General features: G+C 33.8%; 12 protein-coding genes and 1 tRNA gene. 2 read left to right on the top strand and 11 right to left on the bottom strand.

The genetic code is table 11. The features are described 5' to 3' along the window. Nucleotides 1–11 precede the first annotated feature (11 nt). The 7 genes from C7447_RS04515 to C7447_RS04485 are packed head-to-tail and all read right to left on the bottom strand — an operon-like array spanning nt 12 to nt 9622. Nucleotides 12–1019, bottom strand: a complete 1008-nt coding sequence (locus C7447_RS04515) for a cytochrome c oxidase subunit II (RefSeq protein WP_148869171.1) — start codon at nt 1017–1019, stop codon at nt 12–14. Between the two features lie 35 nt (nt 1020–1054). Continuing rightward, complete coding sequence (locus C7447_RS04510; protein ID WP_148869169.1) at nt 1055–2647, bottom strand: quinol:cytochrome C oxidoreductase; 1593 nt, start codon at nt 2645–2647, stop codon at nt 1055–1057. Nucleotides 2648–2670: 23 nt separating this feature from the next. Continuing rightward, nucleotides 2671–3216 carry a c-type cytochrome gene (locus C7447_RS04505; RefSeq protein WP_211354893.1) on the bottom strand — a complete coding sequence of 182 codons (546 nt, stop codon included), beginning with the start codon at nt 3214–3216 and terminating at the stop codon, nt 2671–2673. 9 nt (nt 3217–3225) lie between these two features. Beyond that, complete coding sequence (locus C7447_RS04500; protein WP_148869167.1) at nt 3226–3753, bottom strand: DUF3341 domain-containing protein; 528 nt, start codon at nt 3751–3753, stop codon at nt 3226–3228. Next, the gene (gene nrfD / locus C7447_RS04495; protein ID WP_148869165.1) at nt 3743–5143 is read right to left on the bottom strand and encodes an NrfD/PsrC family molybdoenzyme membrane anchor subunit; all 1401 of its coding nucleotides are present in this window, start codon (nt 5141–5143) and stop codon (nt 3743–3745) included. The genes C7447_RS04500 and nrfD overlap by 11 nt, the downstream gene beginning before the upstream one ends. 24 nt (nt 5144–5167) lie before the next feature. After that, nucleotides 5168–8290 carry a TAT-variant-translocated molybdopterin oxidoreductase gene (locus C7447_RS04490; RefSeq protein WP_148869163.1) on the bottom strand — a complete coding sequence of 1041 codons (3123 nt, stop codon included), beginning with the start codon at nt 8288–8290 and terminating at the stop codon, nt 5168–5170. Between the two features lie 30 nt (nt 8291–8320). Then, nucleotides 8321–9622: a c-type cytochrome gene (locus C7447_RS04485; protein ID WP_148869161.1), complete on the bottom strand. Its 1302-nt coding sequence runs from the start codon at nt 9620–9622 to the stop codon at nt 8321–8323. Between the two features lie 214 nt (nt 9623–9836). On the opposite strand from C7447_RS04485, the gene C7447_RS04480 reads away from it, so the two are divergent. Then, nucleotides 9837–10199 carry an SPOR domain-containing protein gene (locus C7447_RS04480; protein WP_148869159.1) on the top strand — a complete coding sequence of 121 codons (363 nt, stop codon included), beginning with the start codon at nt 9837–9839 and terminating at the stop codon, nt 10197–10199. A 62-nt stretch (nt 10200–10261) separates the two neighbouring features. Here C7447_RS04480 and infB read toward each other — a convergent pair whose 3' ends face one another. The 3 genes from infB to rimP all read right to left on the bottom strand — a co-directional run bounded on the left by infB (nt 10262) and on the right by rimP (nt 14958). Continuing rightward, on the bottom strand, nt 10262–13084 hold the full coding sequence (gene infB / locus C7447_RS04475) for a translation initiation factor IF-2 (protein ID WP_148869157.1): 2823 nt from the start codon (nt 13082–13084) through the stop codon (nt 10262–10264). Nucleotides 13085–13228: 144 nt separating this feature from the next. Beyond that, a complete protein-coding gene (gene nusA, locus C7447_RS04470) occupies nt 13229–14485 on the bottom strand; it encodes a transcription termination factor NusA (protein ID WP_148869155.1) in 1257 nt (418 codons plus the stop codon). An 11-nt stretch (nt 14486–14496) separates the two neighbouring features. Beyond that, the gene (gene rimP, locus C7447_RS04465; RefSeq protein WP_148869152.1) at nt 14497–14958 is read right to left on the bottom strand and encodes a ribosome assembly cofactor RimP; all 462 of its coding nucleotides are present in this window, start codon (nt 14956–14958) and stop codon (nt 14497–14499) included. Between the two features lie 159 nt (nt 14959–15117). Between rimP and C7447_RS04460 the strand changes: the two genes are divergently transcribed. Continuing rightward, complete coding sequence (locus C7447_RS04460; protein WP_148869150.1) at nt 15118–15945, top strand: universal stress protein; 828 nt, start codon at nt 15118–15120, stop codon at nt 15943–15945. Nucleotides 15946–16002: 57 nt separating this feature from the next. Here the strand turns inward: C7447_RS04460 and C7447_RS04455 are convergent. After that, a tRNA-Gln gene (locus C7447_RS04455) sits at nt 16003–16073 on the bottom strand. Between the last annotated feature and the right edge of the window lie 12 nt (nt 16074–16085).

Below are 16085 nucleotides of genomic sequence, written 5' to 3'. Positions count from 1 at the left end.
TTAAAAATATCTTATTTAATAACTTCTGCTAGCGTTTTTTGCTCTGCTAACCAATTTTTATATTCTGCTTCTTCTTCAACAACTATCTTCATTTGCATGTTATAGTGAGAAGCTCCACATATTTTATTACATAACAATAAATAATCAAATACATAAGGTTCTTCCCCTTTAGCTTGTCTTATTTTGTTAATCCCTTTCACTTTTTCTATTACTTCAGATTGTTGACGCATTTCTTCAGTAGTATATTTAGGAGTGTATGCAAATTGTGTTACCATACCTGGTACACAATTCATCTGTGCTCTAAAGTGAGGCATATACGCTGAGTGTAATACATCTTGAGAACGGAACTTAAATAATACCTTTTTTCCTTTTGGTAAGTGCAGTTCTGTTACTTGTTTATCGTCTTGCGCCTTAGGATCTGACATATCGACCCCCATTGTGTTGATTCCTTTAATGTAATTAACATTTCCTAAACCTAACTCATTATCTGCTCCTGCATAACGAGCATCCCAACGAAACTGTTGTGAATATACTTCAATAACGATAGGGTTTTCATCATCACCAACATACATTACGTTGTTCCAAGCCCATAAACCGTAACCAATTAAAATTACAATTGTTATAGCTGGAATAGACGTCCATAAAAGCTCTAACTTGTGACTATCGGCATAGAATAAAGCTTTATTATCCTTATTACCTCTATATTTATAAGAGAAATAGAATATTAAAAACTGCATTCCAAATTGTACAATACCAATTAGCCAAAAAGTAATATTGAATAAGTTATCATCGTGTTCTCCTTCGATAGAAGCACTTTCTGGTAACATAACAACATTCATTGCAATTAAACAATAAATCATCATTGCATATAGGAATACCAAGAATCCTAATGCAATTTTACCTTGCGTGTCGTTGTCTTTATCGGTTGCAATTACTTCGCGTAAATTCATTATGCGAGTGATTTGCCAAAAACTTACTCCTAGTGCAACTGCTATAAAAATGTAAAATAAAGCGAGCATATATCTAAACTATTATTGTTTTGAAATTCTTTTTATTAATGATGAGAGTTTTCTTCTCCTCTATGTTCAATATTGTAATAATGATGTGTCTCACTCTCGTGTAAGAATGGATTTCCTTTTGCAATAGGATTCGCTTTTGCAAATGCACTAAATGTAGCATAAATAAACAACCCTAAGAAAAATAAGAAACCACTCAACTCACCAATACCAAATCCGTATTGTGCACCAACCGTACCAGGCATTACCATAACAAATAAATCTATGTAATGACCTGCCAAAATTACAAGTCCTCCAATTGTTACAAACCAAGGCACACTCTTAAAGTCACTATTAATTAATAATAATACTGGAAAAATGAAATTCATAACAACCATTGCTAAGAACGGTAACTTATATTCGTTAAAACGTAATGCAAAATATGTTGTCTCTTCAGGCATATCAGCATACCAGATTAACATGAATTGAGCAAACCATAAGTACGTCCAAAATATAGAAAAACCAAACATAAATTTTGCTAAATCGTGAATGTGACTATCATTTACTAAAGGCAATGCTCCTTTAGAACGTAAATAAATTGTTATAAAAGCAATTATTGTTAAAGCTGATACTAAAAAAGTAGCTAAGACATACCATCCGAATAATGTTGAGAACCAGTGTGGATCAATCCCCATAATCCAGTCCCAAGATGCCATACTTTCTGTGAACATAAAAAACAAGATAAAACCAACACAGATATTATAAATGTTTTTGTGTAATTTTAAATCTCCATTATCTTGTTCCATAGATTTTTTTCTAATAATAAATCTAAAGATGTTCCACCCTAATAAATAAATAACCCCTCTAATTAACCAACTTGGAGTATTCATCCACCATTTTTTACCATCTATAATAGCATCATAATTTGAGCTTTGTGGATCGAAAACACCATCTGCCATCCAAGGAAATAAGTGATTCATATGCATAAATGTAGCTATTAAAAACAGTAACATAATTACACTAACATAGTGTAAATTGTTTGTAATTGCTTCCATTACTCTAAACAAAGCAACAGACCAACCCGCATGAGCCACTCTTTGTGCTGCATAAAATGCTAATACTAATAAAGTAACACCCAAGAAAAATAACATTGCTACATAAAAAGCAGACCAAGGTCTGTTTTGCATTTGGTGTAAAGCATGTTCTGCATGATGATCTCCATGGTCTTCACCATGAGCTTCTCCATGTTGAGCTACTTCAGCATGAGCAGTTTCTGCAACATGTTTTTCAACTACTTGTTCAGCAATATGAGCCTCTTCTTTATGCTCTTCTGTTACATTTTCATGAATAACTTCTTCTTTATGGTCAGCAGCTTCACTATGTGTAATACTATCTACATTCTCTTCATGCTTAACTTCAATCGTTTTAACTTCCTCATGTTTAACTTCTTCTGTATGAGAAGTAACAGCATGAGCATCATCAGAAGCATGTGCTTCTCCATGACCACCACCATGATGTGCTTGTTCTGCTAAAATTGCTTTAGCATCTTCAATAGTTTTAGGTGCTGATAAAAAACTATATGCAGTTCCTAAGGCTCCTATAATCATTAGAGCGAAAGCAAGCATTTTTAATTTTCCTGAAAACTGGTACATATCTTAATTATCTATTTTATAGATTATTTTAATTCGCTTCTTAATTTTTCTACATACTGAACAACTTGCCAACGTTCACTGTGGTTAAGTTGCGATGCGTGAGATCCCATTAGGTTTTTACCGTACATAATTACATGATAAATACTTCCTTCTGTAACCTCTCTATCTTTGTAATTTGGAATACCGTTAAATTTATCTCTTTCAGATAAAATACCGTTACCATCACCTTTTGTACCGTGACAAATAGCACAATAAATTCCGTATAACTCTTTACCTTTAGCTAAATTCTCATCAGTAACTTCCAAAGGACTTTTTAATTCTGCTTTTGCTTTTTCATATCCTTCATTAGTATTGGCAATATCATAAGCAACAACACCACTTCTACTAACAGTTCCTGCAACAGGCAACCTATTAACTGGTTTACCATCTATGGCTTCAACTCCGTTAGCATCGTAAGGTATCGACACATACATATCTGGCATATATTGTACTTGTGGAGTACGCTTGTTGTTACAAGATATAAAGCTTGCAACGACAACTAAAGCGATAATTATTTTTAAACTTTTCATATCTCTTTATTAGTGCTTATCTACTACGTTAATTTCTACAGCTCCTGTTGTTTCTAACAAAGCTTTTAATTCATCTTCATTTCCATGAACAGGAATTTCCATTAAGAAATGGTCATCTGTAGTTCTTGGATCTGGATTTTCTGCATCTTTAAAAGGCCATAATCTACTACGCATGTAAAATGTTATAACCATTAAATGAGCTGCAAAAAATACTGTTAATTCAAATAAAATTGGCACAAAAGCTGGCATGTTAGTTGCCCAAGAAAAGTTTGGTTTACCACCAATATCTTGAGGCCAATCAGCAATCATAGTATACCAAGTTAACCAAACTGCTACCGATAAACCAGTAATACCATAAAAGAAAGCTGTAATAGCCAAACGTGTTGGAGCTAAGCCCATAGCTTTGTCTAATCCGTGAACTGGAAATGGACAAAATACTTCTTCAATATGATGATGTGCATCTTTTACTTTCTTAACGGCATCCATTAAGATATCATCATCATTGTATAATGCGTGAATTACTTTATTAGTGCTCATTGTTCTCTTCTCTTAATTTTTTAAAATTCTCTCCTGATGATTTTAAGATCGTTTTAACCTCTGCTTGTGCAATTACAGGGAAAGTTCTAGCGTATAATAAAAATAATACAAAGAAAAAACCTATCGTTCCTACAAAGATACCTACATCTACAAACGTAGGTTCAAAACGCCACCAAGTTGATGGTAAGTGACCTTTACTTAATACAATTGCAATAATATCAAAACGCTCAAACCACATACCTATGTTAATTGCAATAGAAATTAAGAAAGAAACGATAAAACTTCTTCTAAGCTTCTTAAACCATAATAACTGTGGAATAGCGATGTTAAATAAAATTAATGACCAAAATGCCCATCCGTAAGGACCTGTTGCAGCACCTACAGACATATATGTATAATTCTCGTAAGGAGAACCTGTATACCAAGCAATAAAGAATTCCGAAGCATATGCTACTGCTACAATACCACCTGTTAAGATGATTACAATGTTCATATACTCAACATGTAAACGTGTAATATACTCCTCCATATTGGTAACTTTACGCATAATACCTAATAATGTTTGTACCATAGCAAATCCTGAGAAAATTGCACCAGCTACGAAATAAGGAGGGAAAATTGTTGAGTGCCACCCTGGGTTAATAGAAGTAGCAAAATCCATCGATACAATTGTATGTACAGAAAGCACTAACGGTGTAGCTAAACCAGCTAACACTAAAGACACTTCTTCAAAACGTTGCCAATCTTTAGCTCTACCAGACCAACCGAAAGATAATAATGCGTAAATCTTCTTTTGGAAAGGTTTTACAGCTCTATCACGAATCATTGCAAAATCTGGTAATAAACCAGTCCACCAGAAAACTAATGAAACCGATAAGTAAGTAGAAATTGCAAATACATCCCATAATAATGGTGAGTTAAAGTTTACCCATAACGAACCAAATTGGTTGGGAATTGGCAATACCCAATATCCATTCCAAGGACGTCCCATGTGAATAATGGGAAACAATCCTGCTTGGAAAACCGCAAAGATTGTCATTGCTTCAGCAGAACGGTTAATTGCCATTCTCCATTTTTGACGGAATAATAAAAGTACAGCAGAAATTAACGTACCGGCGTGACCAATACCTACCCACCATACAAAGTTGGTAATATCCCATGCCCAACCGATGTTTTTATTTAATCCCCATACACCGATACCTGTTCCGACGGTGTAAAAAATACATCCAAATCCCCATAGCATTGCTGCTAAAGAAATATAAAATGCGATGTACCAATTTTTATTGGCCTTACCTTCAATAGGTTTTGCGATATCTTCAGTAATATCATGGTAACTCTTGTTACCAAGTACTAAAGGTTCTCTATAAGATGATTCGTAATGAGACGACATACTCTATATCCTTATTATTAAAAATTAAGCTTCGTTTGTATTTCTTACTTTAACTTGATATACTACATTTGGTTTTGTACCAATGTAATCTAACACGTGGTAAGCTCTATTATCTTCTTTTAACTGTGTAACTTTGTCTTCAGTGTTATTTACATCACCAAATACCATTGCTCCAGTTGAACATGCTTCTGAACATGCAGTTTTGAATTCATCCTTCTTAACAGCTCTACCTTCTTTTTTAGCTTTTAAGATAGTAGCTTGTGTCATTTGAATACACATAGAACATTTTTCCATAACTCCACGAGAACGAACTACAACATCTGGATTCAATACCATTTTACCATAGTCATTATTCATATTGAAATCGAATTCACTGTTATCTGAATAGTTAAACCAGTTAAAACGACGCACACGGTACGGACAATTATTTGCACAGTAACGAGTACCTACACAACGGTTATATGCCATTTGGTTTTGACCTTGACGACCATGTGATGTTGCTGCTACTGGACACACTGTTTCACATGGTGCGTGATTACAGTGCTGACACATCATTGGCTGGAAAGCAACTTGTGGATTTTCTGCAGAAGTTTCTAATGCTGCGAATAAATCTCCTCCCCCTAATTCTAATATCTTTTCAGCGTACTTTCTTTCAACTTCTTGGTTCGCAATATTAGGATTTTGAGCTTTAAATTCTTCAATTGTCATTGAAGCTTCAACTTGCTTTTCGTTTACTTCAGATGAATAGTATCTATCAATACGTAACCAGTGCATATCTCTACCCACACGTACTTCATGTTTACCTACAACTGGAACATTATTTTCTGCATGACATGCAACCACACAAGCTCCACAACCTGTACACGATGTTAAATCGATAGACAAGTTAAAATGGTGTCCAATCTCACGGTTATGCTCATCCCATAAATCGATAGTTTTAGCTTCAACTTCTTGGTGATCGTAAGAAACCATCGCTGGCTTGTTCCATGTATGTTTTGGATCTAATTTCTTATTCAAAACTTCTTTTAAAGTTGCTTCTTTTAAGATATCATTACGACCCGCAATTGTTTTTTGAACTTGAGTACAAGCAAATTTATGCCATCCAGATGCTTTTTCTATAGAAACATTATATTGAATACTATTTCCGTTAGCATAGAAAGGATATGCATTTACACCTACTTGCATTTCTTCTTTTAAACCTTGAGTTCTACCGTAACCTAAAGCTAATCCAAATGAACCTTTAGCTTGTCCTGGTTGAACCATTACAGGGATATTGTTAATCGTTACTCCGTTTACTGTTACGTTAGCGTAGTTACCATCGATAGCTCCATTATCTTTTACAGGATTATCAAAACCTAATTCTTTAGCATCTGCCATAGAAACGGTTAAGTAATTATCCCAAGAAGCGCGTGTAATTGGATCTGGCAACTCCTGTAACCAAGGGTTGTTTGCTTGCTTACCATCTCCTAATGCTGTAGAAGTATATAAATTTAACTCATACTGAGATGGTGTTGTATTCTTAACTAAAGTTGCAGCTGCTGTGTTGATATCAATATCATTAACAGTTACTACTGACTCTAATTCCTTTTTAAAGAATCCGTCATGTAATGCTTGGTTCCATGAGGCACCGTTTAAAACATTTGTACTCCAGAATTCTTTTAATATATCATAATAATTAACTGAACTACCTGACCATTTTAATAACACATCTTGAATTTGACGTGTATTAAAGATAGGCGAAATAGTAGGCTGCATTAATCCGTAAGTATTTGCTGAAGCTGACACATCTCCCCAACTTTCTAAGTTGTGAGGAGCTGGTAAAGCATATTGCATTGCTGTTGCTGTTGCATCATCCTGTGTAGATATAGCTACAGATAATGAAGCTTTTTTAGCAGCATCAGCAAAACCAGTTAAGCTATAATTTGGGTTTACATTATAAGTAACTAACCCTTTTACTTTACCTGATGATAAGTCTTTTAATAATTGAGCAACTTCAGTATCATTACCTTGACGAGTGTTATTTACATTAACAACATCTATAACTTCTGAATTTAATGCTTTATTGATTGCTAATGCAATTAATTGTGCATTTTTATCATTTAACCCAGTTACTACAACCCCTTTATTTCCTGCTTTTTGTAAACTAGTTGCTAATTTTTTAATTTCAGCATCATGAGCTGTAGCTTTTGACGGCATATTAGCACCTGTTACAGTATTGTATAAATTGATTAAAGCGTAAACTTGATCCGAAGGCTTCGCAACAATACGCTTATCTGCATTAGCACCTGCTAATGACATATTACTTTCAATTTGTACGTGGTAAGACATTTTACCCAATTCAGGCTTACGTCCTTCTGCATATGATTTCTCATAACCACCTTGCCAATCTCCTAAAATATCAGCACCAATAGAAGCTATAACTTCTGCTTTACTAAAATCGTAGTTTGGTAATGCACGAGTTCCATACATCGCTTCAAAAGCGTCTGCCGTTCCGCTTTCTGAAACTGCATCATATACTACATGCTTTACATTCGGGTATTTTGCAATAAAATCTGCAATCACCTTATCTGTAGAAGGGCTCGCTAATGATCCTGTTAACAAAACTACTGATTCATTAGCCGCATTTAGCCTCTCTAATTCAGCAATAATTTCTTTATCTGCATCTGCCCAAGAAATTTGTGTAGTCCCTTTTCTTGGCTCTTTTAAACGCAAGTTGCTATCATATAAAGATAAAACTGATGCTTGTGTACGAGCATTTGTAACCCCGCCAATTTCTTTATTTGGCATAATTTGAATAGGGCGTCCTTCTCGAGTTTTAACTAGTACGTTAGCAAAATCGAAACCATCTGCAATTGTAGTCGCATACCAATCTGCAACACCTACTACGATGTTATCTGGTTGCACTACATAAGGGATTGATTTTCTTACTGGACCTTCACAAGCTGCTAATGAAGCTGCAGCAGTTGAAAACCCAACATACTTTAAAAAATCTCTACGTGAAGTAGATGATGTTTCTAACGTTTCTTTATCTCCTAAAAATTCATCCGTAGGAATTTCTTCTACAAACTCATTATTACGTAGCGTTTCAACAACAGAACCTTCTTTAAGTTCTTCAACACTTTGCCAGTATTTTTTGTTTGAAGCCATTTATATATGTGTTTTTCTACTTTCTAATTATTAATAGTGGCACTTACCACACTCTTTTCCACCTAACTGTGCAATTGTAACTTGATCCACACCGTACTTCTTAGCTAATTCTGCATGAATTTTAGCATAATACTCGTTTCCTTTCAAGTCTACTTTCGTTGCTTTATGACAATCGACACACCAACCCATTGTTAACGGAGAGTATTGATATACCTCTTCCATTTCTTCTACAGGGCCGTGACATTTTTGACATTTAACACCTGCAACAGTTACGTGTTGTGAGTGGTTAAAGTATGCAAAATCTGGTAAATTATGAACTCTCACCCACTTTACAGGTTTTGTATTCCCTGTATAAGCTAACTTATCAGTATCCCATCCAGCTGCTTCATAAATTTTAGCAATCTCTTTATCAAGATCGGGTTTAGTTAAAACAACTCCACCTTCTTCTAAGACCACTTTAGTATCATCAGCAACTTCAGAAATATTCTTATGACAGTTCATACAAACATTAACAGAAGGAATTCCTGAATGCTTACTATGTTTTGCTGCAGAGTGACAGTATTGACATTCAATCTTATTATCTCCTGCATGAATTTTATGTGAAAATGTAATTGGTTGAATTGGCTGATAACCTTGATCAACACCAACCTTAAATAAAGTTCCAAATAAGAAATAAGCAGTAACTAAAGCTCCGAAAATCACTGCTAATACATGCAAGAATGTGTTTTGCTTAATTCCTTGCCATAAATCTGCTGTTTGCCCTAACAATCCTGGTGTCTTTGGCGCCCCTTTTAACTCACTAATAGTTTTTAATAAACTACCAATTATTAAAAACGCTACTATAATTGCTGCTGCTAAAATATAAATTAGCCATTTAGGACCCCCGTCTTTAGAAGAACTCGCATCTGCTGTAGCTGCTGCTACATCTCCTGCTTTTTTAACCTCCCCAACAGTTGTATAATAAAGAATATCATCAATATTCTTATCTGTTAACTGAGGAAAAGCAGTCATGCTTGAACCATTAAATTCTTCGAAAACAGCAATTGCATCAGCATCTCCAGAGGCTCTTAGCTCAGCATTGTTACGAATCCATTTTTGTAACCACTCATGTTCTCTTCTTTCTTCAACCCCACTTAAAGCAGGACCTACTAATTTCTTATCTAACTTATGACAAGATGCACAAAGCGACTTGAATAACTTTTTCCCTTCTTTTTGACGAGCTTCATCTACATCTTGTGAATGCACTGAAAAACTTAATAAAAAGACTAATAGGAAAGCAAAACTCTTTAAGAGTACTTGGGTTAAACTGTTGTGATGATTCACACTTTTCATACTATAAAATATAAATTTTGTATCTATTTTGGTACGATTTTTTCTATACAGTATGTAATACACATGTATATACAAACTCGCACAAAAGTACTACTTCTGTCTAAATTGTGAAATGTTAAGAGAATGCTAATTTGTAATTTATACTAATTCTAAATAATCATTTATAGCAATCTATTAAATAACAAGTCGTTACTTTTGTAAAAAGAATAAAAAAATGAAAAAAATCAGTATAACTTTAACATTTTTAGGTTTATTTTTAATTGGTAACCTTGATGTTTCTGCACAGTCTAAATACACTGAAGACAAGAGCATTAACTCGTTGTTAAAAAAGAAAAGAGAGTACAATAAATACAACGGAACTGGCTTTAGAATTCAGCTTTATAATGGTTCAGAAGGGCGTGCTAGAAACATAAAAAATAATTTTGAATCTGAGTTCTCTGGTGTTTATACTAAATTAGATTATGACGCTCCTGATTGGAAAGTACAAGTAGGAAGTTATAAAACACGCTTAGATGCAGATAGAGCTCTAAACAAGATCAGAGAGAAATTCTCAGGAGCAATTATCATTAGTAAATAAAATTTATACAAATAAAAAACCTCGCAAATTGCGAGGTTTTTTATTTGTATATCATGCTTAAATTATTTCAACTTTTTCTTCACTGCTACTTCAGTATAAGCTTCAAGAATATCTCCTTCTTTGATGTCGTTATAGTTCTTTATTTGAATACCACAATCATATCCTTTAGTTACTTCTTTAACATCGTCTTTAAAACGCTTTAATGAAGCTAACACACCATCATGAACGACAATACCATCTCTAATTACACGAACTTTTGCATCTCGAGTAATTTTACCACTCATCACCATACATCCTGCAATGTTTCCAACTTTAGAAATTTTATAAACTTCTCTAAGCTCAACATTACCAATCACCTCTTCTTTCATTTCAGGAGATAACATTCCTTCCATGGCGTCTTTTACATCGTTAATAGCATCATAAATAATAGAATATGTTCTAATATCTACTTCTTCTCTATCTGCTATTATTCTTGCATTTGCTTGAGGACGCACATTAAATCCTACAATAATAGCATCTGAAGCTGTTGCTAATAATACATCAGATTCTGTAATTGCTCCAACACCTTTATGTAAAATATTTACTTGAATTTCTTCTGTAGATAATTTCTGTAAAGAATCTGTTAATGCTTCTACCGAACCGTCTACATCTCCTTTTAAGATAATATTTAACTCTTTAAAATCTCCTAAAGCAATACGACGACCAATTTCTGCTAATGTTAATGTTTTTTGAGTTCTTACAGATTGCTCACGTTGTAATTGAGAACGTTTAGAAGCAATTTGTTTCGCTTCTCTTTCATCTTCAAATACATTAAACTTGTCTCCTGCTTGCGGTGCCCCATCTAATCCTAAAATAGATACTGGTGTTGATGGACCTGCTTCTTTTAAGTTATTCCCCTTGTCGTCAAACATGGCTTTAACTTTACCACTGTTTTTCCCAGCTAATATATAATCACCAATCTTTAAGGTACCAGCTTGCACCAAAATAGTAGTTACATAACCTCTACCTTTATCTAACAATGCCTCTACAACTGCTCCTGTCGCTAATTTATTAGGATTAGCTTTAAGCTCTAAGATTTCAGCTTCTAATAATACTTTTTCTAACAATTCTGGAACTCCTTGACCTGTTTTAGCAGAAATATCTTGTGATTGAATATTTCCTCCCCATTCTTCAATTAATAAATTCATTGAAGATAACTGAGTTTTAACATTGTCTGGATTTGCGTTTGGCTTATCAATCTTATTAATTGCAAATATGATTGGTACTCCTGCTGCTTGTGCATGAGAAATTGCTTCTTTTGTTTGAGGCATTACATCATCATCTGCTGCCACCACAATAATAACTAAATCTGTTATTTGAGCTCCACGCGCACGCATCGCTGTAAAGGCCTCGTGACCTGGTGTATCTAAAAATGCAATTTTTTGATCTCCAACTTTTACAGAATAAGCTCCAATATGTTGTGTAATTCCTCCAGATTCTCCTTCAATTACATTTGCTTTACGTATATAATCTAATAAAGAAGTCTTACCATGATCTACGTGACCCATTACTGTAATAATTGGCGCACGTGTTTCTAAATCTTCTGGCTTATCTTCTTCTTCTACTATAGCTTCTTCTACTTCAGCTCCAACAAATTCTACTTTATAATTAAATTCTTCTGCAACAATAGACAATGTTTCAGCATCTAAACGTTGATTCATTGTTACCATCATCCCCAACATCATACATGCAGAAATAATATCTGTTACAGGTTTATCCATCATCGTAGCAACTTCACTAACCGTAACAAATTCTGTTACTTTTAATACTTTGCTTTCTAACTCTTGTGCTTGTAATTCAGCTTCTGCTAATTGACGATGCTGATCTCTTTTATCTCTACGGTGCTTTGCCCCTCTACCTTTGCTAGATTTCCCTTGAAGTTTTTCAAGAGTTTCTCTAACTTGTTTTTGGATTTCTGCTTCTGTTAGCTCTTCTTTCTTAACTATTGGCGCTCTACCTCTACCTCTATTTTGACCACCACGGTTTTGACCACCACCACGGTTTTGACCACCACGGTTACCTGCTCCTTGCGTACTAGTAGTCCCTGTTTTGGCTGTTCCTGCACCTGCTCCTGGTTTAGCAATTCTACGGCGTTTTTTCTTATCTGCCGCGTCATTACTACCTCCTTTAGCTTCTGGTTTTTTCTTTTTAGGTCTTTCAAATTGTTTTAAATCAATTTTCTGACCTGTCATTTTAGGACCGTCTAGCTTTTTATACTGTGTTTTAATTTTCTCAGCATTTTCTGGAGTAATCTCAACCTTCGGTTCTTCTGCCTTAGGTTCTTGTTGTTTTGGTGCTTGAATCTTAGGTTCAGATTTTTTAACCTCTATAGTTTTTGGTTTTTCTACAGATGCTTCTTTTTTAACCTCAACTTTCGGCTTTTCTTGCTTTTTAATTTCCTCTACTTTTTTTGGTGCTTCTGTTTTAGAAATAGGTACCTCCTTAACTTCTTCTTTCGGAACCACAACTTTATGCGCTCCTTTTTTATTAGAATCAATATCTATTTTACCAACAGTTTTTACTTCTACCTTTTCAGCCTTAGCTTTTAATATTTCTTGCTTTTTGGCATCTTCAATACGCTTCGCCTCCTGCTCTGCCTCTATTCTTAAACGAATAGCTTCTTTTTCTTTACGCTTTTCTTCGCTTACTTCTTTAGACGCTACTTTTTTAGATTTATCTGTTTGAAAACCATCAAGTAATACTTGGTATTCTTTTTCAGAAATCTTAGTTGTAGGACGAGCCTCAACATCGTGACCATGTTTAGCCAAGTGTTCTACCGCTCTATCTAAAGAGATATTTAATTCTCTTAAAACTTTGTTTAGTCTTAATTTGTTAGCTTCAGCCATAAATTGTTTTATACTTTTTATTGAAAAAACACACTTTATACACGGTATAGTTATGCTCTTTTTCTATTTTTTGTCAGGTTTTATTTCTAAAGGAAAAAGGAACATGACATCCTTATTATAATATACTGAAATAAATCAGTTTATTTAGTCCTCGAATTCTTCTCTTAAAATTCGTTGAACATCCATAATAGTTTCTTCTTCTAAATCGGTTCTTTTCACCAACTCGGTAACATCTTTATCTAAAACACTTTTCGCAGTATCTAAACCAATTTTTTTGAATTCTGCTATTACCCATGCTTCGATTTCATCAGAAAATTCTGTTAACTCTACATCTTCCTCTTCTAATCCTTCTCTTTGAACGTCAATTTCATATCCTGTTAACTGACTCGCTAAACGAATATTTACTCCCGAACGACCAATTGCTTTTGAAACCTCTTCTGGCTTTAATAAGACACTTACACGTCCTTTTTTACCATCTTTTTCCTCCTCGTACATTTTAATTTCTACAGAAGTTACTTTTGCAGGACTTAAAGCTCTTGAGATATATAATTGTTCATTTTTAGTGTAATTAATTACATCTATATTTTCGTTTCCTAACTCACGAACGATACCGTGAATACGGGATCCTTTAACTCCAACACATGCTCCAACAGGATCTATTCTATCATCGTAACTATCTACAGCTACTTTAGCTTTATCTCCTGGTATTCTTGCAACTCCTTCTATTGTAATTAATCCGTCAAAAACTTCAGGAATTTCTTGTTCAAATAATTTAACCAAAAATTCTGGAGAAGTTCTAGACATAATAATTGCTGGTTTATTACCTCTTAATTCTACCGATTTAATTACCCCTCTTACGGCATCTCCTTTTCTAAAAAAATCTGAACGGATTTGCTCACTTTTTGGTAAAACGATTTCATTTCCTTCATCATCAAGCAAAATTACGGCATTATGACGTATATGATGCACTTCTGCACTATATAATTCACCTTCTAACTCTTTAAATTGTTTAAAAATGTTAGTACTGTCATGTTCATGAATCTTAGAAATCAAGTTTTGGCGCAATGCTAAAATAGCACGCCTTCCTAAATCTATCAATTTAACTTCCTCAGAAACATCTTCTCCTATTTCAAAATCTGGTTCAATTTTTCTTGCTTCTGTTAATTCGATCTCCTCATTATCATCTTCAGAAAAACCATCTGCTACTACTACTCTATTTCTCCAAATTTCTAAATCTCCTTTATCAGGATTGATAATAATATCAAAGTTATCATCTGAACCAAACTTACGTTTTAGTGCAGTACGAAATACTTCTTCTAAAATAGACATTAATGTAACTCTGTCTATACTTTTATTGTCTTTAAAATCTGAAAATGATTCAATTAAATCAATATTTTCCATTTTCTCTCTTATTAAAATATAATCTTCACTTTTGCTTCTATAATATCTGCATATGGTATTGAAACCGATTTTTCCACCGTATGCTTCCCTTTTCCTATTGGCTTTGGCTCTCTAGCTTCCCATTTTAGAGTAATAGCTTCATCCAAAACTTCTTTTAAAATCCCTTCAAAATCTTCAACTTGAGTTTTTACTTTTAAAACCCTATCAATATTTTTTATGTACTGACGTTTTATTTTTAGAGGGTGTGATATGTCTGGAGAGGTAACTTCTAAAGAAAAATCCTCTTCTTCTCTATCTAAATTATGTTCTATATTTCTACTAATTCGAACACATTCACTTAAAGGAATTCCCGAATCCCCATCAACAATCACTTTTATCTTTCCATTAGCAAGAAACTGTAAGTCAATCAAATATAAAGATTGATTTTCATCTAACGCCTCCTGTAATAGTATTTTTACCTTTTCTTGATTCATTTTAGGTATAAAAAGAGGGGACATACGTCCCCTTCATTTTCTTTTTTTATTAAATTCTGTGCAAATATAGTAAGATATTTACAAATATACAAATCATTGTATGCCAGTTTTTTTCGTATATTTAGTACACTTTATAAATTTAACAAAACACTCTGGATTATGAAAAAAATATTAATACCTATTGATTTTTCCCCATGTTCAGAATACGCCTCAAAATTAGCTTCAAGAATTGCAAGAAAGTCTGACAGTGAAATCCATTTATTACACATGATTGAATTACCAACGGGTGTTGTGGATATGGTTTCCGGAAGTAACTTTAGCATACCTGAAAGCATGCTGTATATTCGAAAAGTTCGAGACCGAATGATTGACTACAAAGCAAAGTTTTTCCCAAAAAATGCAGGGGTGAAACATTCCATTCGTTTTCAAAACCCCTTTGAAGGCATTCGAAGCTATAGTGAAAAAATTGGTGCAGATTTAATTGTTATGGGATCTAAAGGTCATTCTAAAATAGAAGAAATCCTCATTGGATCAAACACCGAAAAAATAGTAAGAACCTCAAAATCACCTGTTTTAGTAGTAAAAAATGCTGAAGAAAAATTCAAACCTGAGAAACTAGTTTTTGCCTCTAGTTTTAAAGAAGGAAAAGACAAAGCCCTAAAAAAACTACTTGATTTTACTCGTGAATTTAAAAGTGAAATTCATTTACTTAAAGTAAATACTCCACAAAAGTTTGAGAGCACACAAGAATCAATAAAAAGAATTAAAAATTTTATCAAAAATTACAATATTCCAAAGTACAGCATTAATGTATACAATGATTCTTCTGTTGAAAAAGGAATTTTAAATTTTGCAAACGAAATAAATTCTGATATGATTGCATTAGGAACCCATGGAAGAAGTGGTATTTCTCATATTTTTAACGGGAGTATTACCAAACATTTATCAAAAAGAGTTTCGCAACCTATGCTAACTTTTAAAATTTAATTTTTTTTTCAAAATAATGAAAAACAAAAAACTCTCACTTTCGTGAGAGTTTTTTTGTTGGCCTACAAGGACTCGAACCTTGAACGACGGTACCAAAAACCGCTGTGTTACCATTACACCATAGGCCAATTGCTTATTGC

This window comes from Tenacibaculum adriaticum, from assembly GCF_008124875.1.
GTDB lineage: Bacteria > Bacteroidota > Bacteroidia > Flavobacteriales > Flavobacteriaceae > Polaribacter > Polaribacter adriaticus.
The sequence above is the reverse complement of the archived record's forward strand: the minus strand, read 5'-3'. Positions and strand labels throughout refer to the sequence as shown.

What these genes read in the sequence shown, in the direction of transcription:
- C7447_RS04515 (WP_148869171.1), bottom strand. Translation starts at nt 1,019, where the DNA reads ATGCTCGCTTTATTTTACATTTTTATAGCAGTTGCACTAGGAGTAAGT.
- infB (WP_148869157.1), bottom strand. Translation starts at nt 13,084, where the DNA reads ATGGCTGAAGCTAACAAATTAAGACTAAACAAAGTTTTAAGAGAATTA.
- nusA (WP_148869155.1), bottom strand. Translation starts at nt 14,485, where the DNA reads ATGGAAAATATTGATTTAATTGAATCATTTTCAGATTTTAAAGACAAT.
- C7447_RS04485 (WP_148869161.1), bottom strand. Translation starts at nt 9,622, where the DNA reads ATGAAAAGTGTGAATCATCACAACAGTTTAACCCAAGTACTCTTAAAG.
- C7447_RS04490 (WP_148869163.1), bottom strand. Translation starts at nt 8,290, where the DNA reads ATGGCTTCAAACAAAAAATACTGGCAAAGTGTTGAAGAACTTAAAGAA.
- C7447_RS04500 (WP_148869167.1), bottom strand. Translation starts at nt 3,753, where the DNA reads ATGAGCACTAATAAAGTAATTCACGCATTATACAATGATGATGATATC.
- C7447_RS04480 (WP_148869159.1), top strand. Translation starts at nt 9,837, where the DNA reads ATGAAAAAAATCAGTATAACTTTAACATTTTTAGGTTTATTTTTAATT.
- C7447_RS04505 (WP_211354893.1), bottom strand. Translation starts at nt 3,216, where the DNA reads ATGAAAAGTTTAAAAATAATTATCGCTTTAGTTGTCGTTGCAAGCTTT.
- C7447_RS04510 (WP_148869169.1), bottom strand. Translation starts at nt 2,647, where the DNA reads ATGTACCAGTTTTCAGGAAAATTAAAAATGCTTGCTTTCGCTCTAATG.
- rimP (WP_148869152.1), bottom strand. Translation starts at nt 14,958, where the DNA reads ATGAATCAAGAAAAGGTAAAAATACTATTACAGGAGGCGTTAGATGAA.
- nrfD (WP_148869165.1), bottom strand. Translation starts at nt 5,143, where the DNA reads ATGTCGTCTCATTACGAATCATCTTATAGAGAACCTTTAGTACTTGGT.
- C7447_RS04460 (WP_148869150.1), top strand. Translation starts at nt 15,118, where the DNA reads ATGAAAAAAATATTAATACCTATTGATTTTTCCCCATGTTCAGAATAC.